General features: G+C 67.1%; 22 protein-coding genes and 1 pseudogene. 15 read left to right on the top strand and 8 right to left on the bottom strand.

The window, feature by feature from the left end; genetic code table 11:
• Positions 1 to 5: 5 nt before the first annotated feature.
• A complete protein-coding gene (locus tag B0684_RS02865; protein WP_018145016.1) occupies positions 6 to 443 on the bottom strand; it encodes a hypothetical protein in 438 nt (145 codons plus the stop codon).
• Between the two features lie 152 nt (positions 444 to 595).
• Here B0684_RS02865 and B0684_RS02860 point away from each other — a divergent pair, with 152 nt between their 5' ends.
• Together B0684_RS02860 and merB are read left to right on the top strand one after the other, a co-directional pair.
• Entirely contained in the window at positions 596 to 820 is a 225-nt protein-coding gene (locus tag B0684_RS02860; RefSeq protein ID WP_018175956.1) for a GDCCVxC domain-containing (seleno)protein, read from the top strand.
• Positions 817 to 1,452 carry an organomercurial lyase gene (gene merB / locus B0684_RS02855; RefSeq protein ID WP_018175955.1) on the top strand — a complete coding sequence of 212 codons (636 nt, stop codon included), beginning with the start codon at positions 817 to 819 and terminating at the stop codon, positions 1,450 to 1,452. Before B0684_RS02860 ends, merB begins: the two co-directional genes overlap by 4 nt.
• Here the strand turns inward: merB and B0684_RS02850 are convergent.
• Positions 1,449 to 2,714, bottom strand: a complete 1,266-nt coding sequence (locus B0684_RS02850) for a 6-phosphofructokinase (RefSeq protein WP_018175954.1) — start codon at positions 2,712 to 2,714, stop codon at positions 1,449 to 1,451. The two genes, merB and B0684_RS02850, sit on opposite strands and share 4 nt — an antisense overlap.
• 217 nt (positions 2,715 to 2,931) lie before the next feature.
• Here B0684_RS02850 and B0684_RS02845 point away from each other — a divergent pair, with 217 nt between their 5' ends.
• Positions 2,932 to 3,945, top strand: coding sequence for a class 1 fructose-bisphosphatase (locus B0684_RS02845; RefSeq protein WP_018175953.1), 1,014 nt, complete (start codon positions 2,932 to 2,934; stop codon positions 3,943 to 3,945).
• 135 nt (positions 3,946 to 4,080) lie between these two features.
• Complete coding sequence (gene chrA / locus B0684_RS02840; RefSeq protein WP_018649604.1) at positions 4,081 to 5,424, top strand: chromate efflux transporter; 1,344 nt, start codon at positions 4,081 to 4,083, stop codon at positions 5,422 to 5,424.
• A gap of 36 nt (positions 5,425 to 5,460) precedes the next feature.
• Here chrA and B0684_RS02835 read toward each other — a convergent pair whose 3' ends face one another.
• The 3 genes from B0684_RS02835 to B0684_RS02825 all read right to left on the bottom strand — a co-directional run bounded on the left by B0684_RS02835 (position 5,461) and on the right by B0684_RS02825 (position 10,049).
• Entirely contained in the window at positions 5,461 to 6,462 is a 1,002-nt protein-coding gene (locus B0684_RS02835; RefSeq protein WP_018175951.1) for a 2-hydroxyacid dehydrogenase, read from the bottom strand.
• 249 nt (positions 6,463 to 6,711) lie between these two features.
• Positions 6,712 to 8,739 (bottom strand): CocE/NonD family hydrolase, encoded by a 2,028-nt coding sequence (locus B0684_RS02830; RefSeq protein ID WP_018649603.1) that lies wholly within the window; start codon positions 8,737 to 8,739, stop codon positions 6,712 to 6,714.
• Complete coding sequence (locus tag B0684_RS02825) at positions 8,736 to 10,049, bottom strand: ATP-grasp domain-containing protein (protein WP_018175950.1); 1,314 nt, start codon at positions 10,047 to 10,049, stop codon at positions 8,736 to 8,738. The genes B0684_RS02830 and B0684_RS02825 overlap by 4 nt, the downstream gene beginning before the upstream one ends.
• A 186-nt stretch (positions 10,050 to 10,235) precedes the next feature.
• Between B0684_RS02825 and B0684_RS02820 the strand changes: the two genes are divergently transcribed.
• The 7 genes from B0684_RS02820 (at position 10,236) to B0684_RS02790 (ending at position 16,704) form a co-directional block, all read left to right on the top strand.
• Complete coding sequence (locus B0684_RS02820) at positions 10,236 to 11,348, top strand: 4Fe-4S dicluster domain-containing protein (protein WP_018175949.1); 1,113 nt, start codon at positions 10,236 to 10,238, stop codon at positions 11,346 to 11,348.
• Positions 11,345 to 11,818, top strand: coding sequence for a cyclic nucleotide-binding domain-containing protein (locus tag B0684_RS02815; protein WP_018175948.1), 474 nt, complete (start codon positions 11,345 to 11,347; stop codon positions 11,816 to 11,818). Before B0684_RS02820 ends, B0684_RS02815 begins: the two co-directional genes overlap by 4 nt.
• A complete protein-coding gene (locus B0684_RS02810) occupies positions 11,808 to 12,668 on the top strand; it encodes an FAD/NAD(P)-binding protein (RefSeq protein WP_018649602.1) in 861 nt (286 codons plus the stop codon). The genes B0684_RS02815 and B0684_RS02810 overlap by 11 nt, the downstream gene beginning before the upstream one ends.
• Entirely contained in the window at positions 12,665 to 13,477 is an 813-nt protein-coding gene (locus B0684_RS02805; protein ID WP_018168839.1) for an NADH-quinone oxidoreductase subunit B family protein, read from the top strand. The genes B0684_RS02810 and B0684_RS02805 overlap by 4 nt, the downstream gene beginning before the upstream one ends.
• Entirely contained in the window at positions 13,474 to 14,772 is a 1,299-nt protein-coding gene (locus B0684_RS02800) for a Ni/Fe hydrogenase subunit alpha (protein ID WP_018175945.1), read from the top strand. The genes B0684_RS02805 and B0684_RS02800 overlap by 4 nt, the downstream gene beginning before the upstream one ends.
• Positions 14,773 to 14,812: 40 nt before the next feature.
• On the top strand, positions 14,813 to 15,463 hold the full coding sequence (locus B0684_RS02795; RefSeq protein WP_018175944.1) for a hydrogenase maturation protease: 651 nt from the start codon (positions 14,813 to 14,815) through the stop codon (positions 15,461 to 15,463).
• A 233-nt stretch (positions 15,464 to 15,696) separates the two neighbouring features.
• Positions 15,697 to 16,704 (top strand): chemotaxis protein CheB, encoded by a 1,008-nt coding sequence (locus B0684_RS02790; RefSeq protein ID WP_018175943.1) that lies wholly within the window; start codon positions 15,697 to 15,699, stop codon positions 16,702 to 16,704.
• Positions 16,705 to 16,814: 110 nt separating this feature from the next.
• Here B0684_RS02790 and gdhA read toward each other — a convergent pair whose 3' ends face one another.
• Both gdhA and B0684_RS13860 read right to left on the bottom strand, forming a co-directional pair.
• Positions 16,815 to 18,164, bottom strand: a complete 1,350-nt coding sequence (gene gdhA, locus B0684_RS02785; RefSeq protein WP_018168835.1) for an NADP-specific glutamate dehydrogenase — start codon at positions 18,162 to 18,164, stop codon at positions 16,815 to 16,817.
• Between the two features lie 235 nt (positions 18,165 to 18,399).
• Positions 18,400 to 18,722: pseudogene (locus tag B0684_RS13860) on the bottom strand (EamA family transporter); the annotation flags it as partial.
• Positions 18,723 to 18,879: 157 nt separating this feature from the next.
• Between B0684_RS13860 and B0684_RS02775 the strand changes: the two are divergent.
• Positions 18,880 to 20,013, top strand: coding sequence for an acyl-CoA desaturase (locus B0684_RS02775; RefSeq protein WP_018168834.1), 1,134 nt, complete (start codon positions 18,880 to 18,882; stop codon positions 20,011 to 20,013).
• Between the two features lie 33 nt (positions 20,014 to 20,046).
• Here B0684_RS02775 and B0684_RS02770 read toward each other — a convergent pair whose 3' ends face one another.
• Positions 20,047 to 20,364 (bottom strand): response regulator, encoded by a 318-nt coding sequence (locus B0684_RS02770; RefSeq protein ID WP_018144999.1) that lies wholly within the window; start codon positions 20,362 to 20,364, stop codon positions 20,047 to 20,049.
• 210 nt (positions 20,365 to 20,574) lie between these two features.
• Here B0684_RS02770 and B0684_RS02765 point away from each other — a divergent pair, with 210 nt between their 5' ends.
• The 3 genes from B0684_RS02765 to hypF are packed head-to-tail and all read left to right on the top strand — an operon-like array spanning position 20,575 to position 23,498.
• Entirely contained in the window at positions 20,575 to 20,922 is a 348-nt protein-coding gene (locus tag B0684_RS02765) for a DUF3024 domain-containing protein (protein ID WP_018649599.1), read from the top strand.
• Between the two features lie 9 nt (positions 20,923 to 20,931).
• Positions 20,932 to 21,192 (top strand): hydrogenase maturation nickel metallochaperone HypA/HybF, encoded by a 261-nt coding sequence (locus tag B0684_RS02760; RefSeq protein ID WP_018168831.1) that lies wholly within the window; start codon positions 20,932 to 20,934, stop codon positions 21,190 to 21,192.
• Positions 21,189 to 23,498, top strand: coding sequence for a carbamoyltransferase HypF (gene hypF, locus B0684_RS02755; protein WP_018649598.1), 2,310 nt, complete (start codon positions 21,189 to 21,191; stop codon positions 23,496 to 23,498). Before B0684_RS02760 ends, hypF begins: the two co-directional genes overlap by 4 nt.

The raw sequence follows: 23,498 nt of genomic DNA, 5'->3' as shown, positions 1-23,498 counted from the left end.
GTCTGTCAGCTTTCGTCGGGGGCGTCGACCACCTTGATCTCGTACTCCAGGACCTCGACACCACGCGCCCAGGCCCCGCCGCACACGGAGTTGTCGCGCGTGCGCTCCTGGGTCTCGCCCGGACCCAGCGTGCGCCACAGGCGGGTCGTCGTGCGCACGTCGTCTTCCAGCTCTCCGGGGCAGTTGTAGGCGGTCTTGGTGACCCGGACTTCCAGCCAGTCATCCGTGTTGTTGGTCGCGCGCCACTGTCCGCGCACATTGGCGCAGCCGTATTCGTGCATGCGGTATTCGAAGGCGACCTCGTCCGGCGAACCGTCCGCCGGGGCAAAGTAGGCGCCCTGGGCCGCGACCTGGCCGGGCGCGACAAACGCGGCGGCCAGCACACTGGCAGCGGTCAGGGCGAGGGTGCGATTGAGAATGCGCGAGTACATGATTTCCTCCATCCGGGATCCGGTTGTGGGCCCGTCTTGCGCGGGCTTGGCAGAGAATAGACGCTGGCCAGACGGCGTTTGTGCCGATTCCGGTTGTCTGGCGGGGTTTTTCCCGCCAGCCCCGGTCGTTGGCTCCCATCCTCGCAAACCGAGCTGAAACGCATATGAACGAGATCGTGCCCGATTCGACCCTGACCTGCCCGGAATGCGGGCACCAGAAGACGGAAACGATGCCCACCGACGCCTGCCAGTGGTTCTACGAATGCACCGGCTGCGGGGCCCTGCTCCGGCCGATTCCAGGAGACTGCTGCGTGTTCTGCTCCTACGGCACCGTGCCCTGTCCGCCCATTCAGCAGGAGGGCCCGGGCGGCTGCTGCGCCTCGTCATGAGGCCGGCGCACGTGACCGCCGCCCTGGGACGCCTGCGCGGCGACTTCCCGCTGGAACAGCGCCTGCGGGATGCCCCCGAAGCCGTGCGCGCCGCCTATCTCGAAGTCCTGGAACACTGGCGCCAGCGCGGACGGCCACCAGAGGCCCGGGAGCTGGATATCCGCGCGCTGGAGCGACTGGCCGCGCTGGATGCCGTGGCCCATCAGGCCCAGGGTCTGGGCTGCTACCCGTACAGCGCCGCACCGGGGCGGATCACGGTCAGCGTCGCCGGGCGCGGTCCAGTCGCCGCGATGTGCGCCGTCGACGCGCTGGCCATCCCGATGCTGAGCGGCGCGCATAGCCGGCTCGAGGCGGCTTGCAGCCACTGCGGTGCGGCGCTCAGCCTGGAATCCGGGCCCACCGCGGTTGCGGATACGGCCTCCGTGTGGGTGCATTACCGGCCGCGCCGCACGGACAACACCCCGTGCTGCACCAGCCTTTGTGAGGGCATCACCTTCGTCTGTGCGCGTTGTGCATCGGCCGAACACGCGGACTATCTGCGCGTCGACGAGGCGGACAGAGTCGCCCGGCAGTTTTTCGCCTTCCAGCGGGCCTGGCTGGACGCCGACGCCCACTCGCCCGGAAACGACTAGTCGGTCTTGACCTCGAACGGAGGGCAACGCTTGGGCAGCAATTCGCCCCGGATGCGCGGGTAGCAGGGCAGGCCCTGGTCGAACGGCGGGGCGTCCTCGCCCTGGATCAGCGGGCGCAGGTAATCGCGCGCGGCCTGGGTGATGCCGTAGCCGTCCGGGGTGATGTACTCGCGCGGCATGCCCTGCTCGACGTCGGCCACGGTCTCCAGCGGGGTAAAACCGATACTCCAGCGGTAGGGATCGTTGGAATCGCGGCGGATGATCGGCATGAAGGCATCCTCGCCGGCCACCACGCCCTCCACCGCCGCACGGCCACAGGCATAGGCCTGCTCCACGTCCACCTTCGACGCGATATGCCGCGCGGAGCGCTGGATATAGTCGACCACCGCCCAGTGCAGCTTGTGTCCGGTCTGTTCGCGGATCAGCTCGGCCAGGCGCGGGGCGGCGCCGCCCAGCTGGGTGTAGGCATACACATCATGGCTTTGTGCCACCGAGAACAGGGTGCCATCCGGATTCTTCAGACCCTCGGAGACCACCACCACACAGTAGCCGTGACGCTCGATGGTCCGGTTCAGGTGCTCGAGAAAGTCGTCCTGGTCAAACGGGGTCTCGGCGAACAGGATCAGCATCGGCGGCTGGCCGTCGAACTCCTGTGCCAGCGCGGCGGCGGCCGCCAGCCAGCCCGCATGCCGACCCATTACCTCGAGCACGAACACCTTGGTGGAACTGGTGTGCATGGACTCGACATCCAGACTGGCCTCGCGCACGACCGTGGCGATGAACTTGGCGGCGGAGCCGAACCCGGGGCTGGAGTCGGTCACGGCGAGATCGTTGTCGATCGTCTTGGGCACGCCGATCGCCTTGATCGGGAAGCCCATGCGATCCCCCATCCTGGCGATCTTCAGCGCGGTATCCATGGAACCGCCGCCGCCGTTGTAGAAGAAGGTGCCGATGTCATGGGCGCGGAAGACCTCGACCAGGCGTTCGTACTGTTCCGGATCCTTGTCGGGATCGCCCAGGTCGAAACGGCAGGAGCCGAACGCCCCGCCGGGGGTATGACGCAGGGCCGCGAGGGTCAGCGGGTCCTCCTGATCCAGGTCGATGATCTCCTCGCGCAGGACACCGAGGATGCCGTCGCGCGCCGCATAGATCTTGCCGAAATGGGCCGGATGGGCGCGCACCGCCTCGATCACCCCCCAGGCGCTGGCGTTGATGACGGCGGTAACCCCGCCGGACTGGGCGTACAGCGCGTTTTGCGGCATGCGAATCTCCCTTGTGGATACAGCCCCGGATGCCATGCACGACAAGTGCCAGCCCGCTCAAGCCATGAACTACCCGTCGGATCGGCCCATCCGGGTGCTTTTGCTACACTATGCCGGTTAAGACACTCGGCGCACCGGGGCCGTTCGCCCCGTCATGGTGCTCACGCACCTCGATTGCGCGGTGTCACCCGATTCACAACACCATCAGGATTGCATCATGCATATCGGCACGACTTTGACCAACTACATTATCGAGACCCAGCGCGGTATCCAGGGCGCGACCGGCGAATTCACCGGCCTGCTGAACGATATCTCGGTGGCCTGCAAGAAGATCTCCGACCTCGTCGACAAGGGTGACCTGGTCGGCGTTCTCGGCTCCGCCGGCTCCGAGAACGTGCAGGGCGAGACGCAGAAGAAGCTCGACATCATCACCAACGAGGTGTTCATCGAGGCCCTGGGCCACAACGGCCACGCCGCCGGCCTCGCCTCCGAGGAGATGGACGAGATCTGCGAGATGCCGGCCGGCGCCCCGCGCGGTCATTACCTGGTCCTGTTCGACCCGCTGGACGGCTCCTCCAACATCGACGTGAACGTCTCCGTCGGCACGATCTTCTCCATCCTGAAGGCGCCGGAAGGCGTCTCCGATCCGAAGACCGAGGACTTCCTGCAGCCGGGCACCAAGCAGATCGCCGCCGGCTACTGCCTGTACGGCCCGTCCACCATGATGGTGCTGACCACCGGCAAGGGCGTGCAGATGTTCACCCTGGACAAGGACTTCGGCGAGTTCCTGCTGACCAAGGACAGCGTGCAGATCCCGGAAGACACCGAGGAATTCGCGATCAACATGTCCAACAGCCGCTTCTGGGAGGCCCCGGTCAAGCGCTACATCGACGAATGCCTGGCCGGCAAGGAAGGCGCCCGCGACAAGGACTTCAACATGCGCTGGGTGGCCTCCATGGTCGCCGAGGTGCACCGCATCCTGTCGCGCGGCGGCGTGTTCATGTACCCGATGGACTCCAAGATGCAGGCCAAGGGCACCGCCGGCAAGCTGCGCCTGATGTACGAGGCCAACCCGATGAGCTTCATCATCGAGCAGGCCGGCGGCGCCTCCACCACCGGTCGCGAGCGCATCATGGATATCAGCCCCACGGGCATTCACCAGCGCGTGCCGGTGGTCCTGGGCGCGAAAAGCGAAGTGGAGCGGATCACCCGCTACCACAACGAGGGCTAAGAACCCCTCGCGCCTCGGGCACCCCGATGCGCTCCCCAAGGCCCGGCCCCGCAAGGCGCCGGGCCTTTTTGTTGCAATCAAGGACAACGCGGATGGGCTCGGACAAGCGCTGCCCAATCCGAACGGACGTGACGGATGACAGAGCCCTCGGATAAACGACCAGACGCCCCGACCCGGGGCGAAGCCTTTCGCTACTGGCTCAAGCTCGGCTTCATCTCGTTCGGGGGTGCCGCCGGGCAAATCGGGATGATGCACGAGGAGCTGGTGGAACGGCGTCGCTGGGTCTCCGAGAACCGCTTCCTGCATGCGCTGAACTACGCGATGGTCCTGCCCGGCCCGGAGGCGCAACAGCTGGCGACCTATCTCGGCTGGCTCCTGCACGGCACCTTCGGCGGCCTGATGGCGGGGCTGCTGTTCATCCTGCCCTCGCTGGTCCTGATCACCGGGCTGTCCTGGGTGTACCTGGCCTTTGGCGACGTGCCCACGGTGGAGGCCGTGTTCTACGGCATTAAGCCGGCGGTGATCGCAATCATCGTCTATGCCGGCTGGCGCATCGGCGGACGCGTGTTGAACAACGGCCTGCTATGGCTGATGGCCGTTGCGGCGTTCCTGGCGATCTTTGTGCTCAACATCCCGTTCCCGTACATCATCATCGCCGCGGGGCTGCTCGGCTGGCTGGGCAGCCGGGTCTGGCCGGAACGCTTCCGCAGCGGCGAATCGCACAGCGCCGGCAGCCACAAGGCCACGGGGCCGGCCGTGGTGGACGACGACACCCCACCCGCGCCCAGGATGCAGTTTCGCTGGTCGCGGGTGTTCCGCTTCCTCTTGGTCGGCCTGGGCCTGTGGGCCGCGGTGTTCGGTCTGCTGCTCACGGTATTTGGCTGGGACGCCACGCTGACCCGCATGGGCCAGTTCTTCACCCAGACCGCGTTGGTGACCTTCGGCGGGGCCTACGCGGTGCTGCCGTATGTCTATCAAGGCGGAGTGGAGACCTACGGCTGGCTGAGCCCGACCCAGATGATCGACGGGCTGGCGCTGGGCGAGGCCACGCCGGGGCCGCTGATCATGGTGGTCACCTTCGTCGGCTTCATCGGCGGCTGGACCCAGGCGTTTCTCGGCCCGGATCAGGTACTGCTGGCCGCCTTGCTCGGGGCGCTGGTCGCGACCTTCTTCACCTTCCTGCCGTCGTTCCTGTTCATCCTGGTGGGCGCGCCCCTGGTCGAACGCACCCGGGGCGATCTGCACTTCACCGGCCCGCTGACCGGCATTACCGCCGCGGTGGTCGGGGTGATCGTGAACCTGGCCGTGTTCTTCACCTGGCACGTCCTGTGGCCCGCCGGCTTCGAGGGCACCTTCGAGTGGTTCTCGGCCCTGCTCGGGATCGCCGCCTTTATGGCCCTGGCCCGTTTCCGGGTGGGCATCATCCCGCTAATCCTCATCTGCGCCGCGCTCGGTGCGGGGTATCGGCTCCTGCTGTAGGCACCCTGGCCTGCTGGGCCAGGCGAAAGGCACCGATCAAACCACTCGGCCCTCCAGGGTAGCCGCAGCCTCGGTATTGGCCGCCAGCACCTGCAGGTTGGTCACCGTGTGGTCCGCGATGTTGGTCAGCGCCTCGCGAGTCAGGAAGGCCTGGTGGCCGGTGACCAGCACGTCGTCGCGCTGCATCAGCCGCGCCAGGCGGCGATCGGGCAGCCCGGCCAGCGACCAGTCGCGGAAGAACAGCGAGGCCTCGTTCTCGTACACATCCATCGCCAGCCCGCCGAGCTGACCGGACTCCAACGCGGCCTCGGCCGCATCCGTGTCGACCAGCGCCCCGCGGGCGGTGTTGATCAGGAAGGCCCCGCGCGGCAGCCGCGCCAGGGTCTCGGCATTGATCATGTGGCGGTTCTCGCGGGTCAGTGGACAGCTGAGGCTGAGCACCTCGGACTGCGCCAGCAGCGCATCCAGCTCGAGGTACTGGACGCCCGCGGCCTGCAGCTCGGCGTTCGGATACGGGTCGTGCGCCGCCACCCGGCAGCCGAAGCCCAGCATGATGCGCGCAAAGGCCTGGCCGATGCGGCCGGTGCCGACGATGCCCACCGAGCGGCCAACGAGATCGAATCCGGTCAGGTGATCGAGGCGAAAATCACCTCGCCGCGTGCGGTCCCAGGCGAGGTGAACGCGCCGGTTCAGCGTCATCAGCAGGGCGACGGCGTGCTCCGCAATCGCGTTCGGGGAATAGGCCGGCACCCGGGCCACGCGCACGCCACGCTCGCGGGCGCGGTCGATATCCAGGTTGTCGTAGCCGGAACAGCGCAGCGCCACCACATGCACCCCGTGATCGGCGAGCCCGTCGATCACGCGCCGGTGCAAGTCATCGTTGGTAAAGACGCAGACCGCATCCGACCCTGTGGCAAGGTGCACCGTCTCTGCGGTCAGGCGTTCGGCATGCAGGAGAGGCTTCATGTCCGCCGCTTGAAAAGCAGGGAGCAGAAACTCGCGATCGTGTTGCTGAACACTGAATACGGTGACCCGCATAACGTTCTCTCTAATCCATAGGTTGGATAGGGGTTCGCGTAGTACCTGCGCACGCTAGGTCCCCAAGGGGTTTCCCAACGATGCCTCGTTCCGGTGTTTGCGCATGAGGGAGGAACCGGCCCTGGGCAGCGACGATGCGCGTGCCCCATGGAACCGCCCCCGAGACCGGACGATGGCACCAGCGGGGGCCCAGCATAACGCAGGATCGGGCGCTGTCACGGGCAGACTCCAACCCCCTTGGTGGCTTTGTCAGACGAGGTCGCGGGGGATCTTCACGTCCCAGTTGCGGGCATAGACGCGACGCCCGCCCTCGTACGCATCCAGCTGGGCGTGGATCTCGAAATCGGTGGGGCTCGAGGTAAGCACCGTTCGGGTTACCGTGCGCACCGCCCAGTCGCCGCGTCGGAAGCCGCGTTCCCATAGGGTCTCCCCACGCACCGAGTTGAAGTCGTCACCCTGGTAGCTGTACCACTCCAGCGCCTTCCGCTGCATCTCCAGGTTCAGGTCGTCCAGCCGTACCGTCCCCGCATCGTTGGTCACCGCGAGAGTCGACTCGTCCTCCGCCAGGTCGCGAATGACCCGCCAGTTGTGCAGCTGCGGCGTTAGCTGATGGGTTTCCGTCGAGGGAGGCCCGCCCTCGGGGAGCGGGAAGGCGATTCGGGCATCCATGTCTTCGCGCGGCGCGCGACGGGGCAGAAGCAGACGGCTCGCGCCCGTCATGAGCCGCAGCCGCACCGGCCGCGGCGCCGGCCATGCCAGCGGGAAATACGAAGTCGACAGCGATAGCCGGATGCGATGGCCTACCGGGAAGCGCTGGGCCACGTCGTTGAACTTGACCCGGACGCGGTAGGTTTTCCCGGGCTCCAGGGGTTGCGGGGTCTCGGCGTCTTCGCGGTGGGTCAGGTTGAGCAGCCCGTAGGTGACGCGGGTCGCCTTGTCGTCAGCGGCAACATCGGACAACCGCGCCGCAACCATTGCGACGGGCTGGTCGACACTCAACTCCAGCTCCAGCATCGCGGCGCCGAGGACCTCCAAGGGCTCTTCCAGCGGGGCGCTGGTGAACACCAGGGCACCGCCATCCTCTTCGCGCTGGTCATGGGGCAGGTCCGGGGTCGCGGCATACGAGCACCACTTGCCAGCAAACAGGCCCACGCTCAGCGGCGACTGCAGGGTCATTTCGCGTTCCGGCGCGACAGCCGATGCCCTCTCCAGCCTCCCCGGCCAGGCCAGGGTCAACGGTTCGAACTCCACGTTCGCCGAGGGCCAGTGTGGTTCGCCTACCCAGCGCCCAGGGCGCTCCTCGTAGCGGGTGGTCGGCGGGACGCTGTCCTGCATCCAGACCCTCAGCATGGGTTCGTCCATGATCCCGTTCTGCTCACCCTTCAGCCAGCGGTCCCACCAGCGCAGACATTCCTGCAGGAAACCGATGGCCGGGCCCGGTACACCCTGATGCGGATACTTGTGGCTCCAGGGGCCGACCAGACCCAGTCGCGGCCCCTGGAGGTTGGCCAGCAGGCGAAAGACCGCATTGGAGTAGCCGTCGGCCCAGCCACTGACCGCCATCACCGGGGCTCGCACCGCGGACCAGTCTTCGCAGATCGAGCCATGCTTCCAGTAGTCGTCGCGGCGCTGGTGGCGCAACCACTTCTCGAGCCACAGCCCGCTGCCCTCCAGGCGCTGGAACCACATCTCGCGCCAGCGTTCGCCCACGATCTCCGGATCCGGCGGCAGGGAGTTGTAGGCAAACATGGTCGAGGCCCAGGACAGGTTGTCCCCCAGCAGGCAGCCGCCCATGTGATGGACGTCGTCGGCATAGCGGTCATCGGTGGAGCACACGCTGACCACCGCCTTTAGTTCCGGGGGCCGCAGCGCGGCGATCTGCAGGCCGTTGAAGCCGCCCCAGGAGATGCCGATCATGCCCACATTGCCGTTGCACCAGGGCTGTTCACCCATCCAGCGCAGAACCTCCACGCCGTCGTCCAGTTCCTGCTGCAGGTATTCGTCCTCCAGCACCCCCTCGGAGTCACCGGACCCGCGCAGGTCCACCCGCAAACAGGCGTAGCCGTGACCGGCAAAGTAGTGATGCATCGCGTCGTCGCGCAGCCGGGTGGAATCGCGCCGTCGGTACGGGATGTATTCCAGGATCGCGGGGACGGTTTGCTGTTCGGCGCCTTCGGGGCGCCACAACCGGGCGGCCAGGTGCGTGCCGTCAGCAAGCGGGATCGGGATGTATTCCTCGACCGTCACGGCGTAGGGAAAGTCGCGGACGATTTTCATGGCTGTGCCTCGTCGACGGGTTCGAACTCCATGGGCAGGTGCTCCATCACACGCGTATAGGTTCGCTCCAGCTCGGTGTTGTCCGCGGCCCCGACAAACAGGGTAGCGACCTCGTAGGAGTAGCTGTCCTGATAACAAAGCTGCGACAGCAGCATGCCCTCCTCGACTTCGATCTGTACGACCACACCGGGGAACTCGGCCTCGACGGCCGCGATGTCCGCCGGCGTGGGCATCCGCACGACCCGTGCATCCTGGTACCGGCGAACCATGAATTTGGCCGCACATCGGAAGGCCCCCTGGCGATGGGGCATCGTCGGCGCGCGCCCCAAGCCCAGATCAATCATCACCTGATGGTGATAGCAGCCATCCACCATCCGGAACAGCGGGGCATGAGACTTGGAGATGCGGGTGTTGATCTCCAGCAGCCAGATCCGGTCCGTGGCCTCGTCCCAGTAGAACTCCACGTTGAACGGGGCGCAGTCATAGCCCACCTGCCGGATCACGCGGTCCGCTATCTCCTCCATGCGTGCCTGTACCGTCTGCGGCAGGATGGACGGGTACTGGTAGCGGGAGAACGAGGAGCCGGCTGCACCCTCGCGCAGGGAGTCGATGGCACCGTAGATCCGGACCTCGCCCTGCCAGGCATACCCTTCCAGCGTGCACTGGCGACCCTCCGATATCAGCGCCTCGGCAATGCAGTGATTGCCGTCGATCGCGGCCACCTCCGGGGGCAGCGTCGCGTGTCCGAGGACATGGTTGAAGGGCTCGCCGAAGCGGTCGATCTCCCTGCGGATCCGCTCCATGGCACGCCGGAAGTCGTCCACATCGCCGATGCGAAAGCCGAGGTAGGAGAGCACCGATTTCACCGGTTTGATCCAGAACGGAAAATCCAGGGTGACCTCGCGCAGGGGATCGTCGGCAAACGGGTTGACCGCGCAGAAGGCCGGGATGTGTTCGGGTGCAACGCGGGCCTGTTCAAGCCGGCTCCAGTACTTGTGCTCGCACTTCAGCACGCTTTCCAGGGTCGGCCCCGGCAGGTCCCTGGCCTGGCGCAGGAGGGGCAGGATCGTGCTGACCGGAAAGTCCCAGAAACCGACCACGGCATCCACCGTGCCGGGAAACTGGCTCAACCGTTCGCGACCCTCGATCAGGATCCGACGCACCGGAAACCGGGCGCAGGGCTTGACCTCCTCGCGTGTGAACAGTGCGTGGAAGGCATAACCCTCCGCCCCGGGCAGGGTCTGGAGCTGGCCCAGATGGAAGTCGTCCAGACCGACCACGAAGATATTGTGCCTCGCCGGCGCATTCATAACTGGCATCGTTTTCCCCGGACAACGGGTCGCCAGGGCCGCACACCGCCCTCCATGGAGTGTGGCAGGTATCCGGGTGATTACCAGCCCGGGAGGTCGCTGGATCGCGCCACGCTCTTGCCGCACTATGGACGGGTGTGGGGCCTTGCCGTACCGAGCGGCTCGCCCGAGGCCCAGGAGCCGTCTGTGGAAGTGATCGCACCGCAAGCCGTGGACACGCTGATCCGCCTGCTGGCCGGGGAGGGCTACGAGGTCGTGGGGCCGACACGGCGCGATGGCGCGATCGTCTACGACCGAGTGGGCGGTCTCGAGGACCTGCCGGTGGGCTGGACCGACGAGCAGGCCCCCGGACACTACCGCCTGCGCGAACGCGACGACGACGCGCTGTTCGGCTATGTGGTCGGGCCGCATTCCTGGAAGAAGTACCTGTTCCCGCCCGAGGAGACCCTGTTCCGGCTGACCCGCCAGCCGGACGGCAGCTTCGTGACCGAGCCCGGCACCTCCGACGCGCCGCGCCGTGCCTTCATCGGCATGCGCGCCTGCGAGCTGGCGGCGATCGACGTGCAGGACCGGGTATTCCTCGGCCAGGCGGTGCAGGACCGCGGCTATGCCGCCCGCCGGCGGGACCTGTTCATGGTCGCGGTCAGCTGCGCCGAGCCGGGCGGAACCTGCTTCTGCGCTTCCATGGATACCGGCCCGCGCGCCCGCGAGGGATTCGACCTGGCGCTGACCGAGGTGATCGACGCCACCCAGCACTTTCTGGTCGCCGAGGCCGGGTCCGAGGCCGGGCGCGCGATGCTCGACCGGCTCGATCCGCGCCCGGCCAGCGATGCCGAGCAGGCCGCCACCGAGCGGGTGTGGGCCGAGGCACCGGAAAAGATGGGCCGGCAGATGCCGGCGGATGCCCGCGAGGTGCTCAACCGGGCCTTCGAGCACCCGCGCTGGGAGGAAACCGCCGAGCGCTGCCTGTCCTGCTCCAACTGCACCCTGGTCTGCCCTACCTGCTTCTGCTCGCAGGTCGAGGAGGTGCCGGACCTGGAAGGCCAGCGCACCGAACGCGTGCGGCGCTGGGATTCCTGCTTCAACCAGGAACACTCGCACCTGGTCGGCGGGCCACACCACGAGTCCGTGGCCGCGCGCTATCGCCAGTGGATCACCCACAAGCTGGCCACCTGGCATGACCAGTTCGGCACCTCCGGCTGTGTCGGCTGCGGGCGCTGCATCACCTGGTGCCCAGTGGGGATCGACATCACCGAGGAAGTCACCGCGGTGCGCCGCGATCCGGAGGGCCGGGGATGAACGAGCTGCTGGCCATCATCGAGAAAGAGCCCTTCTTCGAGGATATGGCGCCGGAGCACCGGCGCCTGCTGGCGGCCTGCGCGGCGAAGTGCAGCTATACGGCCGGCACCCGGCTGATGAGCGACCACGAGCCGACCGAGACCTTCTGGCTGATCCGCGAGGGCCAGGTCGCGCTGGAGAGCCCGCTGCGGGAAGGCAGCGTGGCATTCCAGACCCTCGGGACGGGAGACATCCTCGGCTGGTCCTGGCTGCTGCCGCCGTACCGCGCCAGCTACGATGCGCGGGCGGTGACCGACATCCATACCCTGCGCTTCGATGCCGGCGTGCTGCGCGAACGTATGGAGGCCGACCCGGCGTTCGGCTACGTACTGATGAAGCACTTCGCCGCGCTGATCGTCCAGCGCCTGCAGGCGGCGCGGTTGCAGGCGCTGGATATCTACAGCCACGGAGGGCCCGGCCATGGCGCCTGACGCGGTTGCAACCCTGCCGGATCAGGCGATGGCGCCAGAGCCCTGGCGCATCCACTCGGTGCGCCGCGACGTGGCCAGCAACGAGGTCCTCAGCTGGACGCTGTACCCCGAGCCGGGGGTGGAGCCCGGCGCCGCGCCGGCACCCGGGCAGTTCAACATGCTTTACCTGTTCGGCGTGGGCGAGGTGCCGATCTCGGTCTCCGCGATCACCGACGACGGCGGCATCGTGCACACCATCCGTGCGGTGGGCAGCGTGACCCGCGCGATGCAGGATCTGGAGGCCGGCACGGTGGTCGGCCTGCGCGGGCCGTTCGGCACGGCCTGGCCGCTGGAACAGGCGCGCGGGCGCGACCTGGTGCTGGTCGCCGGCGGCATCGGCCTGGCGCCGCTGCGGCCGGTGATCCACGCGGCGCTCCAGAGGCGTTCGGAATTCGGGCGCGTGGTGGTCTGCTACGGCGCGCGTTCGCCCGGCGACATGATCTTCCGCGACGAGCTGGACGCCTGGGCGGCGCGCGATGATGTGGATCTGCGCATCACCGTGGATCGCGGCACCGCCGCCTGGCGCGGCGATGTCGGCGTGGTCACCCAGCTGGTGGATCGTGGCGGCTTCGACCGGCGCAACACCCTGGCGCTGACCTGCGGCCCGGAGGTGATGATGCGCTTCACCGCGTCCGCGCTGGAGCGCCGCGGCCTGAAGCCGGAGGACATCTATGTCTCCATGGAGCGCAACATGCGCTGCGCGGTGGGCTTTTGCGGCCACTGCCAGATCGGGGCGCATTTCGTCTGCCGCGACGGCCCCGTGTTCCCCTACCCGGTGATGGAACCGGCCTTCCGGGTACGCGAGCTATGAGTCGGGAAAAGCCCACCTTGGCGGTGTTCAAGTTCGCCTCCTGCGACGGCTGCCAGCTCAGCCTGCTCGACTGCGAGGACGAGCTGCTGGCGGTGACCGACCGCATCCGGATCGCGCACTTCCCCGAGGCCACGCGCACCCGCATCGACGGGCCGTGGGACCTGACACTGGTGGAGGGCTCGATCACCACGCCACAGGCGGCGGAGGAGATCCGCGAGATCCGCCGCGCATCGAAGTTCCTCGTGACCATCGGCGCCTGCGCGACCACCGGCGGCATCCAGGCCCTGCGCAACTTCGCGGATGTCGAGGCATTCACCCGCCAGGTCTACGCCCACCCGGAATACATCGAGACCCTGGCCACCTCGGATGCCATCAGCCAGCACGTGCCGGTGGACTTCGAGCTGCGCGGCTGCCCGATCGACAAGTACCAGTTGCTGGAGGTCATCAGCGCCTTCCTCTACGGTCGGCGCCCGCAGGTCTCCAGCGCCAGCGTCTGCGAGGAGTGCAAGCGGGCGGGACAGGTCTGCGTGATGGTCGCCCACGGCACGCCCTGTCTCGGCCCGGTCACCCACGCCGGCTGCGGCGCGTTGTGCCCTGGTTGCAACCGCGGCTGCTATGGCTGCTTCGGGCCCAAGGAGACGCCCAACGCGCCGGGCCTGTCCGGCCAGCTGGAGACCCTGGGGATGGATCGCGCCACGCGCGTGCGCTTCTACCGCACCTTCAACGCCGGCGCCGACGCCTTCCGCGAGGAGAGCGAACGTCAGGAGAGCGGCGCGGCACCGCCCGAAGAATCAGGAAACCGGCCATGAGCGAGACCCGCACCATCGAAGTCGACTACCTCGCCCGCGTGGAGGGCGAGGGCGCGATGTACGTGCGCACTGAGGGCGACCGCGTGGAGGAGGTGAAGCTGTCGATCTTCGAGGCGCCGCGCTTCTTCGAGGGCTTCCTGCGCGGGCGCGACTTCCGCGAGGCCCCGGACATCACCGCGCGCATCTGCGGCATCTGCCCGATCGCCTACCAGATGGGGGCCTCGCTGGCGATGGAGGACATCTGTGGCATCACCGTGGACGGCGTGCTGCAGGACCTGCGGCGGCTGGCCTACTGCGGCGAGTGGATCGAGAGCCACGCCCTGCATGTATTCATGCTCCACCTGCCGGACTTCCTCGGCTATCCGGATGCGGTCACCGCCGCGAAGGACCACCCGGATATGGTGCGCAACGGCCTGCGCATCAAGAAGATCGGCAACTCCATCCTGCGCCTGCTGGGCGGGCGCGAGATCCACCCGGTGAACCTGCGCGTCGGCGGCTTCTACCGCGCGCCGTCGCCGGCCGAGGTCGCGGGGCTGGGCGAGGACCTGTCCTGGGGCCTGGAGGCCTCCTGCGAGGTCGCCGAATTCCTCGCCACCCTCGACTACCCGAACCTCGAACGCGACTACGAGTTCGTGTCGCTCGTCCACCCGGACGAATACCCGATCACCCACGGGCGCCTCGGCTCCAGCAGCGGCCTGGACGCGGCCATCCGCGACTACGACGACATCTTCACCGAGGAACACGTCGCCCACTCCAACGCCCTGCACAGCCACCGCTCGGACTCCGGCGAACCGGTGTTCATGGGCCCGCTGGCGCGCTTCGCCCTGAACCGCGAACGCCTCACCCCGCGCGCCGCCGAGCTGGCCGAGCGCGCCGGCCTGGGCATCGCCTGCCGCAACCCGTTTCGCAGTATCCAGGTGCGCATGATCGAGATCGTGCTCGCCTTCGAGGAGGCCCTGCGCCTGGTCGACGGCTACCGCGCCGCACCGGCCGAACCCGCGCTGCCGGTCACCCCGCGCGCCGGCACCGGCTTCGGCGCCACCGAGGCCCCGCGCGGCATCTGCTACCACCGCTACAGCATCGACGACGCGGGCCTGATCACCGACGCCAAGATCGTCCCGCCCACCTCGGTCAACCAGCCCACCATCGAGGCCGACCTGCGCGAACTGGTCCAGACCCACCTCGACCTGCCGGACGACGAACTACGCCACCACTGCGAAGTCGCCATCCGCAACTACGACCCCTGCATCTCCTGCGCCACCCACTTCCTCGACCTGACCGTCGACCGAAAATGAACAGCGCCCAAAAGAAAGATGCGAGTTTCGGAAGGAACGCATGCGGAAGCCCACCAAACTGAATCAGGAAGAGCAGGAACTGCTCGATCCCTTTGAAGCAGGCGAGTTCGAATCGGACATGGACAACGAACGCAGGGCATCCATTGTCGAGGCCGCGGAAAATGGATCCCGCAAGACCCCTGAACAAACCCAAGAGGCCTCGGCCGACGATGGAAGATCGGCAGGCAAGGGGCCACTCGTCATCGGCATCGGGAACCCCTGGCGCGGCGACGACGGCATCGGCCACGCCGTGGTCGACGCACTCGCCGGCACGCCGGGCCTCACAACCGCCACCTGCAGCGGCGAGCCCGCCGAGCTCATGGACCTGTTGCAGGGCCACCACCCCGTCATCCTGGTCGACGCCATCGTCACCGGCGCCGCGCCCGGTACCCTCCATCGTCTAGACGCCCGCGAGCCGCTGCCGCGCGGCGCCCGCTACTCCTCCCACGGCATCGGCCTCGCCGAGGCCGTCGAACTCGCCCGTTCCCTAGGCGACCTCCCGGAGACGCTCATCGTCCACGGCATCGAATCCGCCCGGCTCGAAGACGGCGCCGGCCTCTCGCCGCAAGCCATCGACGCCGTCCCAAAAGTCGCCCGCCGAATCCTCGACGACCTCACACTCGCAATGCCCCCGGATCGCTGTGCCCGGTAACGGCTTCCACACATTCGCAGATTCGGGGTCGTAGCTCGCCTTTCCCGTTCAGCGAGGCGAGACGAAGAAGGTAAAAGCTGACCCCGTTCGCGCTTCGCGTGCCCCCTTTTTGCGATTGCCGATGGTCAGGTCTATATATTCTGAATAACCCATTTATTTATCGGCGTCACCGATCTCGGTGACGCGATGCCACACTCGGCTGTTCGAACCTGCTCCATCGATGGATGGTGGTGATGACTAAAAAAAGCAACTCGATGGTCATTGTCGTTGGGGCATCCGCTGGGGGGATGGCTGCATTAAAGACTCTAGTCGCGCAACTTCCGAAGGGTTTTGCGGCACCCATTTTCATAGTCAACCACATGAGCGCGGACAACTCCGGAGAAGCGCTGGTCAAAGCCCTGAGTGAAAGCGGCCCCCTTGCCTGTGTCCAGGCGCATGACGAACACGCTTTCAAACCTGGGGGGATTTATCTGGCACCCCCCGACCAACACATGTTGATTGAGAAGGGAAAGATCCTCATTACCAAAGGTGCCAGGGAAAACCGGTCACGGCCCGCTATTGACCCCTTGTTTCGCTCCGCAGCAGTGGCCTATGGCAACCGGGTGATAGGCATCATCCTGACGGGGTATCTGGATGATGGCACCAGCGGAATGATGGCCATCAAAAGATGCGGTGGAGTCTGCATCGCACAAGATCCCGAGGATGCGTCTTATCCGGATATGCCGCAATCGGTCATCGCGAATGTTGGGGCCGATCACTGTTTGCCGGTATCCGGGATGGGGGCACTGCTATCCGATCTTTTAAGGAGGGAACTACCGGAAAGCAAGGAGGTTCCGGAAGACATCATGATCGAGGCAGAGATCGCAAAGCGGGTACTGAGCGATTTGCCTTCGGTCGAGGCGCTCGGCGAGCAGGTGCCCTACAACTGTCCCGACTGTGGTGGGGTGTTATGGCAAATAGAGGAAGGAAGCATCCTGCGCTATCGCTGTCATACAGGCCATGCGTTTACCTCTTCGGTGCTGCTTGCACAACAAAATGAAAAGATCGAGGAAACGCTCTGGGTTGCGCTCAGAATGTTCGAGGAGCGCCAGAATCTGCTCGTAACTATGAGCAAGAATGAAAACAAAACGGCCGCTTCATCGGTCTCCCAGCGGGCAAAGGACTCGCAAGTCCACATTGACCGCATTCGTGCCATGTTGAAGGCGACCGACCATGATTCTCACGGCAAAGAGGCGAGATGAACGTTTCCGTCAATCTCGCCGCACGCACCTCGGGCCGGGTGTTGCCCCTCGCCTCGCCATAGTGGCAAATGGCAAACCGCTGATCCATTTGCACGTCCGCGTTGAGCGTCTCAGATGTGGCCCATCGCCTCCATGGCACGTGCGACCTTCACGAAGCCGGCGATGTTGGCGCCGACCGTGTAATTGCCAGGCGAGCCGTATTCCTCGGCCGTTTCGTGGCAGGTGCGATGGATGATGGCCATGATCTCCTGCAGGCGCGCCTCGGTGTATTCGAAGGTCCAGGAGTCCCGGCTCGCATTCTGCTGCATCTCCAACGCGCTGGTAGCCACGCCGCCGGCGTTGGCGGCCTTGCCGGGACCGAAGGCGGTGCCGGCATCGCGGAAGGTCCGGATGCCTTCCGGGGTCACGGGCATGTTGGCGCCCTCGGCGACCGCGATGCAGCCGTTCTCGACCAGCGCCTTGGCGTCCTTGCCGGTCAATTCGTTCTGCGTGGCACACGGCAGGGCGACGTCGCAGGGGATTTCCCAGATGCAGCCGTTTTCGCTGTATTTCGCCCCCTTCTTGCGCTCAGCGTAGGCGCTGATCGGGCCGCGCTCACGTTCCTTGATCTGGCGCACCAGGTCCAGGTCGAGACCGCCTTCATCGAGAATGACGCCGCGCGAGTCGGAGCAGGCGATCACCCGGGCGCCCAGTTGCTGGGCTTTCTGGGTGGCATAGATGGCGACGTTGCCGGCCCCGGAGACCACCACGCGCTTGCCCTCCAGCGAATCGTTGCGGGCCTTGAGCATCTCCTGGGTAAAGAAGACCGCGCCGTAGCCGGTGGCCTCGGTGCGTGCACGACTGCCGCCCCAGTCCAGCCCCTTGCCCGTGAACACGCCGGATTCGAAGCGGTTGGTCAGGCGCTTGTACTGGCCGAACAGGTAGCCGACCTCGCGCTGGCCCACGCCGATGTCGCCCGCGGGCACGTCAGTGTACTCGCCGATGTGGCGGTACATCTCGGTCATCAGGCTCTGGCAGAAGCGCATGATTTCGGAATCGGAGCGCCCCTTCGGGTCAAAGTCGCTACCGCCCTTGCCGCCCCCGATCGGCAGGCCGGTGAGGGCGTTCTTGAACACCTGCGAGAAGCCGAGGAACTTGATGATGCCCAGGTACACCGAGGGGTGAAAACGCATGCCCCCCTTGTAGGGGCCCAGCGCACTGTTGAACTGGACGCGGAAGGCCCGGTTGATGTGCAGCTCGCCCTTGTCGTCCTGCCAGGGGACGCGAAAGATGATCTGACGCTCGGGCTCGCAGATGCGCTGGATGATCTTGAGCTCGGCGAGCTCCGGGTACTTCACCAGCACCGGTCCCAGCGTCTCCAGCACGCCATGGACAGACTGATGGAATTCCGTCTCCCCGGCGTTGCGGTGCAGGACTTCCTGATAAATGGGTTCGAGCTTCTCGTCGAGGCTTCCGTTCATGGATCGCATCCTGATGGTCTGATTCGGACGCATTTAGGCATGCGGGTGCCGAGAAGACAATCCCGACCGCCCCATGATGGTGCATTCCGTCACCGACTTCGCAGCGCAGGAAGGGGGCCGGGTGCGGCGTCAGATCGCGCTATTGGCCGCGATCTATCGAAGGCGACAAAGACCTGGCCTGACGCCGAGAACCTGCGCGGCTGGCCGGTCCATCGGTCGCGGCTTCGGGGTCATGGACAGCCTGCGGGCTTCCGTGCGAACCGGCGTACTTGAGAAGCCGAAGATGAAGATGGCGCAGGACATACCCGCCAGCAGGCCCTCACCGGCGCCAATAAGGATCACGCCGCTCGCGGCCAGTGTCATAGATCTGGGTCAGCATCACGATCCCGACCATTATCAGCGCGATCGCCACCAGCTTGAGCGTATCGGGGCTTTCCAGCTTCAGGGCGAAGGAGACGATTAGACGAACACCGGAGCGGTGTACCTCAGTGTGGCCGCCACGGCCACACTAGCGTTCGCGATACTCAGGAAGTAGAACGCGAAGTGGCCCGCCACACCCGGCGCGAAGCGGCGCCTCCGAAGGAATTACCATCATCCGGCAACGCTCTGGGCCCAAGCGTCCGGAACGAGGGCACTTTTACTCGCCGGTCGCGGTCTCATCTGCTATGAATAGGTGAGCATCTTCGCTCGCCCCGGTCGCCTGCAGGTCTCCACCATGTCCGAACGTGCCCCCCCGATTGCCTGGACGCCGGCAGTTTTCTTTGCACTGACCAACCTGGCCGCGGTCACGCTGGTGCCGTGGTGGTGGCTTACCCAGGGCTTCAGCGGCGCGGCCTGGCTGTTTTTTGGCCTGTTCCTGGTGCTGAGCGGGCTGGGCATCACGGTGGGTTATCACCGGCTCTGGGCGCACCGCACCTTCAAGGCGCGGGGGCCATTGCGCGTCCTGCTGGCGCTGAGCGGTGCCCTGGCGCTGCAGAACAGCATCTACAACTGGGGCGCGCGGCATCGCGTGCATCATCGCTACGTGGATGATGTGGAACGCGACCCGCATTCCATCAAGCGCGGTTTCTGGCATGCCCACATGGGCTGGATGCTGCGCAACTGGCCCACCAGCGAGCCCGACTATTCGCGGGTGAAGGACCTGGCGAAGGACCCGGTGGTAATGTGGCAGCATCGGCATTACTGGACCCTGGCCTGGGGACTGAACCTGGGCCTGCCTCTGCTGCTGGGGCTGGCATTCGGGGATGTGATCGGCATGCTGCTGCTGGCCGGCATTCTGCGCATGGTGCTCAGCCACCACTTCACGTTCTTCATCAACTCCCTGGCGCATTGGTGGGGCCGTCGTCCCTACAGTGACGACAGCACCGCCGTGGACAACGGACTGGTCGCCCTGCTCACCTGGGGCGAGGGGTACCACAACTTCCACCACGCCTTTCAGGCGGACTACCGCAACGGGGTGCGCTGGTGGCAGTACGACCCCTCGAAGTGGCTGATCAACCTTTTTGCCTGGACCGGACTGGTGTATGACCGCCGCTGGACACCGCGCTTCAAGATCATGCGCGCACGGCTGCACACCGAGTTTCGCCGGCTGCTCAATGCCGACCAGGCCGAGCCGGCGCACGACTCCTGGCGCGCAACCGTGGAGCGGGAGTATCAGCGTTTCCGCGATACCGTGAACCAGTGGCAGGAGGTGCAGGCGCGCAAGATGCGGGCCGGGCGCGAGGCCATGAACGATCGCTGGGTGCGCACGGAACTGCGCACCCAGTTCAAGGAACTGGAGTATCGCCTCAAGATGCAGCGCCGCCGCCTGCGCGCCCTGTCGGCCTCTCGTCGCGCGACCACGGCGTGAACGCGGGCCCCGGATTGCGGGGCCGGAGCGCCTTCAGGCGCGATCACCCCCCAGCTTGGCTGCGACCCGGTCGGCCACCTTGCCACGGACCACGACCTCGTCGGCGCCCGCCTGGCGCGCCGCCTTGAGCATCGCCCCTTCCACGTGCGGGCCAAAGGCGAGGATCTTCGCGTCTGGGTAGCGCTCGCGCCAGGTCGACACCGCTTCCACGCCACGGCTGCCGAGGTCGACTACCACCAGGTCGGGCTGCTCCGGCGCCTGACTGCTGGTAACCGATGCGCCGGCCGAACGCCAACGCGACTCCAGCCGCACGCGGGTCATCAGGTCCGGGGTGTCCAGGTGGATCTGCATGAGCGCTCCTGATTGGGCCGGGCGATTGAAGGGGTGGCGCGCAGCGCGGCGACCTGACCGGATCGTGGGCAACCGTGCCCGGGCGGGTCGATTCCGCGCCTGCACGTAGTACAAACTCTAGACTACCGGGTACCGCCGGCATCATCGCGTTCGCGAAGGCCGGCTGGAAAGCCCCTCCTTGGCCCGGCTACAACCAGAGAACGGATAACAATGGCCCTGAGCGAACTCGAGCGCAAACGGATCGAAAAGCTGATGGAGGCGTTCATGGAACGGCGGCGGCCGCCCGCCCATGTTCGAGACCGTCTGGACTTTGTCTGGCGCCTGGAGGGTCAAAGCGTGTCGCTGTACGAGGTGCGCCCGCTGATGGATGACGCTTCGAGGATCGTGGAAAACCCGGTATTCAAGGCCACGTTCGTGCGCAAGTCGGGCCGATGGAAACTCTACTGGCAACGGGCAGACCTGAAGTGGCATGGCTACGACCCACACCCGGAACTCGCCTCGCTGGAGGATGTGCTACAGGTGGTGGAGAAAGACGAATACGCCTGTTTTTTCGGATAGGGAACACGGATGCACGAGTTTTCGCTGATGGCCGATCTGATGCGCAAGATCGAGCAGGTGGCGGCCGACAACAACGCCCGGCGCGTGACCCGCGTACGGGTATGGCTGGGCGCGTTGTCGCATATCACGCCGGAGCATTTCCGCGAGCACTTCGAGGACGGCACCCGCGGCACCGTCGCCGAGGGGGCCGAGCTGGAGGTGGAGACCTCGGACGACGAGACCCACCCCGAGGCCCAGCAGATCCTGCTGCGGAGCCTGGACGTGGCGTGAGCGCCGCCGCGACACGCGCCCCGTCGCCTGCGCGCTGGCACCTGGTGGTCACCGGCCGGGTTCAGGGCGTTGGCTTCCGGCCGTTTGTCGCGGAGCGGGCCCGGCGGCTCGGCATCACCGGCTCGGTGGGCAACACGCCGTCCGGCGTGGTGATCGAGGCCGAGGGACGAGAGGCCGCGCTCGTCGCGCTGCGGGCTGCCCTGGAGCAGGAGGCCCCGCCGGCCGCGCGGGTCGATGCGATCACCGTGACGGCATCTCGCCCCGTCGGCGATACCACCTTCCGCGTGGTTCAGGGCCCCGGGCAGGGCGGCGCGCCGGCCCTGGCACCGGACCGTGCACCCTGCCCCGACTGCCTCGCCGAGATCCGTGACCCCGCGGCGCGGCGCCACCGCTACCCGTTTACCGCCTGTACGGCCTGCGGGCCGCGCTGGAGTATAGCGACGGCCCTGCCCTGGGACCGTTCGCAGACCACCCTGGACGGATTCCCGCTGTGCGCGGCCTGCCGGGCGGAGTTCGAGGCCCCGGGGGACCGGCGCTTTCACGCGGAGGCCATGGCCTGCCCGGACTGCGGGCCGCAGGTAAAGCTGCGCGGCCCGGACGGAAGCGAACACGCCACCGGCGATGCGGCCCTGCACGCGGCAGTCAACGCCCTGCGCGAGGGGCAGATCCTGGCGCTGAAGGGTCTGGGCGGGTTCCAGCTCCTGGTGGACGCGACCCGCCAGGATGCGGTGGTCCGCCTGCGCACGCGCAAGCAGCGCCCGGAGAAGCCGCTGGCGGTCATGCTGCCGGATGGCGACTGGCTGGACCAAGTGGCACGTGCCACCGGCGCCGAACGTACGCTGCTGGATGCGCCGGAGGCACCGATCGTGCTGGTGGACCGCCGGCCCGGCGCCCCGCTGGCAGAGGGCGTGGCGCCGGGGTTCAACCGTCTGGGACTGATGCGGCCGGCGACGCCACTGCATCACCTGCTGCTGGAGGCCTTCGCCGGCACGCTGGTCTGCACCTCGGGCAACCGCGGCGGCGAGCCCCTTTGTATCGACACCGCGGAGGCGGTGACCCGACTGGGCATGATCGCGGACGGGATCCTGGACCACGATCGGCCGATCGCGCGGGCACTGGACGATTCGGTGTTCCAGATCGCCGCGGGCCGGCCGCAATGCCTGCGCCTCGGCCGCGGGTATGCGCCGCTGCGAGTGCCCCTGCCAGACGCCGGGCCCGTCACCCTCGCACTGGGGGGCCACCTGAAGGCCGCCCCGGCCCTGGCCCTGGAGGACGAGGTGGTCGTCGGCGCCCACGTCGGCGACCTGGACAGCGATGCGGCCCTGCACCGGCTGGCTGGCGAGGCCCGCGCACTGGGCGAGCTCTGTGGCGTGGACATCGCGCGCGTCGCCTGCGACCGGCATCCCGACTACGCCTCCACGCCGCTGGCCGGGGCCTGGGGGCCTCCGGTCGTCGCCGTACAGCACCATCACGCCCATGCGGCGGCCTGCCTGGCGGAGCACGGGGTACGCGAACCGGCCGTGGCGCTGGTCTGGGACGGCATGGGCCTCGGCGAGGACGGCATGCTGTGGGGCGGCGAATGCCTGGCAGTGGACGCCGACGGGGGCTTTCAACGGCGGGGTCATCTGCGGCCCTTCCGCCTGCCCGGGGCCGAGGCCGCGATACGCGAACCCCGGCGCGCCCTGCTGGGCCTGCTGCATGCCCACTTCGACGGCGATCCGGCCGCGCTGGAGGCGAGCCCCGCGCGGGCCTTGTTTACCGCTGCGGAATGGCACCCGCTGCTCGCGGCACTGGAGCGAGGGATCCACGCCCCCTGGACGTCCAGCGTCGGGCGGCTGTTCGACGCGGTCGCGGCGCTGGGCGGGCTACGCACCGGTGCCGGCTTCGAGGGGCAGGCGGCCATGCTCGTGCAGCAGGCGGCGGAGGCCACGGGATACGGACTCGGCACCGCCGGCATTGCGCTGGATACAGCAACGGCACCCTGGCAGGCCGACTGGGGCCCGCTGGTCGCGACCCTGCTAGCCGACCATGCCGACGGCGCCGGGGCCAGCCGTATGGCCGTCCGCCTGCACGGGGCGCTGGCCGGGTTCGCCGTGGAGGCCGCCCGGGCCGGGCGCGAGGAAACCGTGGCGCTGACCGGCGGATGCTTCCAGAATCGGTGGTTGCTGCAACAATGCGTGGACGCGCTGCAGGCCGCCGGCTTCCGTCCGCTGTGGCCGCAACGCATCCCGCCCAATGACGGCGGGCTGGCGCTGGGCCAGGCGCTGATCGGGCGCCGGGCCGCGGTGCCCCCGAACGGAGACTGA

The organism is Thioalkalivibrio versutus (assembly GCF_001999325.1).
GTDB classification, from domain to species: Bacteria; Pseudomonadota; Gammaproteobacteria; order Ectothiorhodospirales; family Ectothiorhodospiraceae; genus Thioalkalivibrio; species Thioalkalivibrio versutus.
This window is presented reverse-complemented; position numbering and strand designations above follow the sequence as displayed.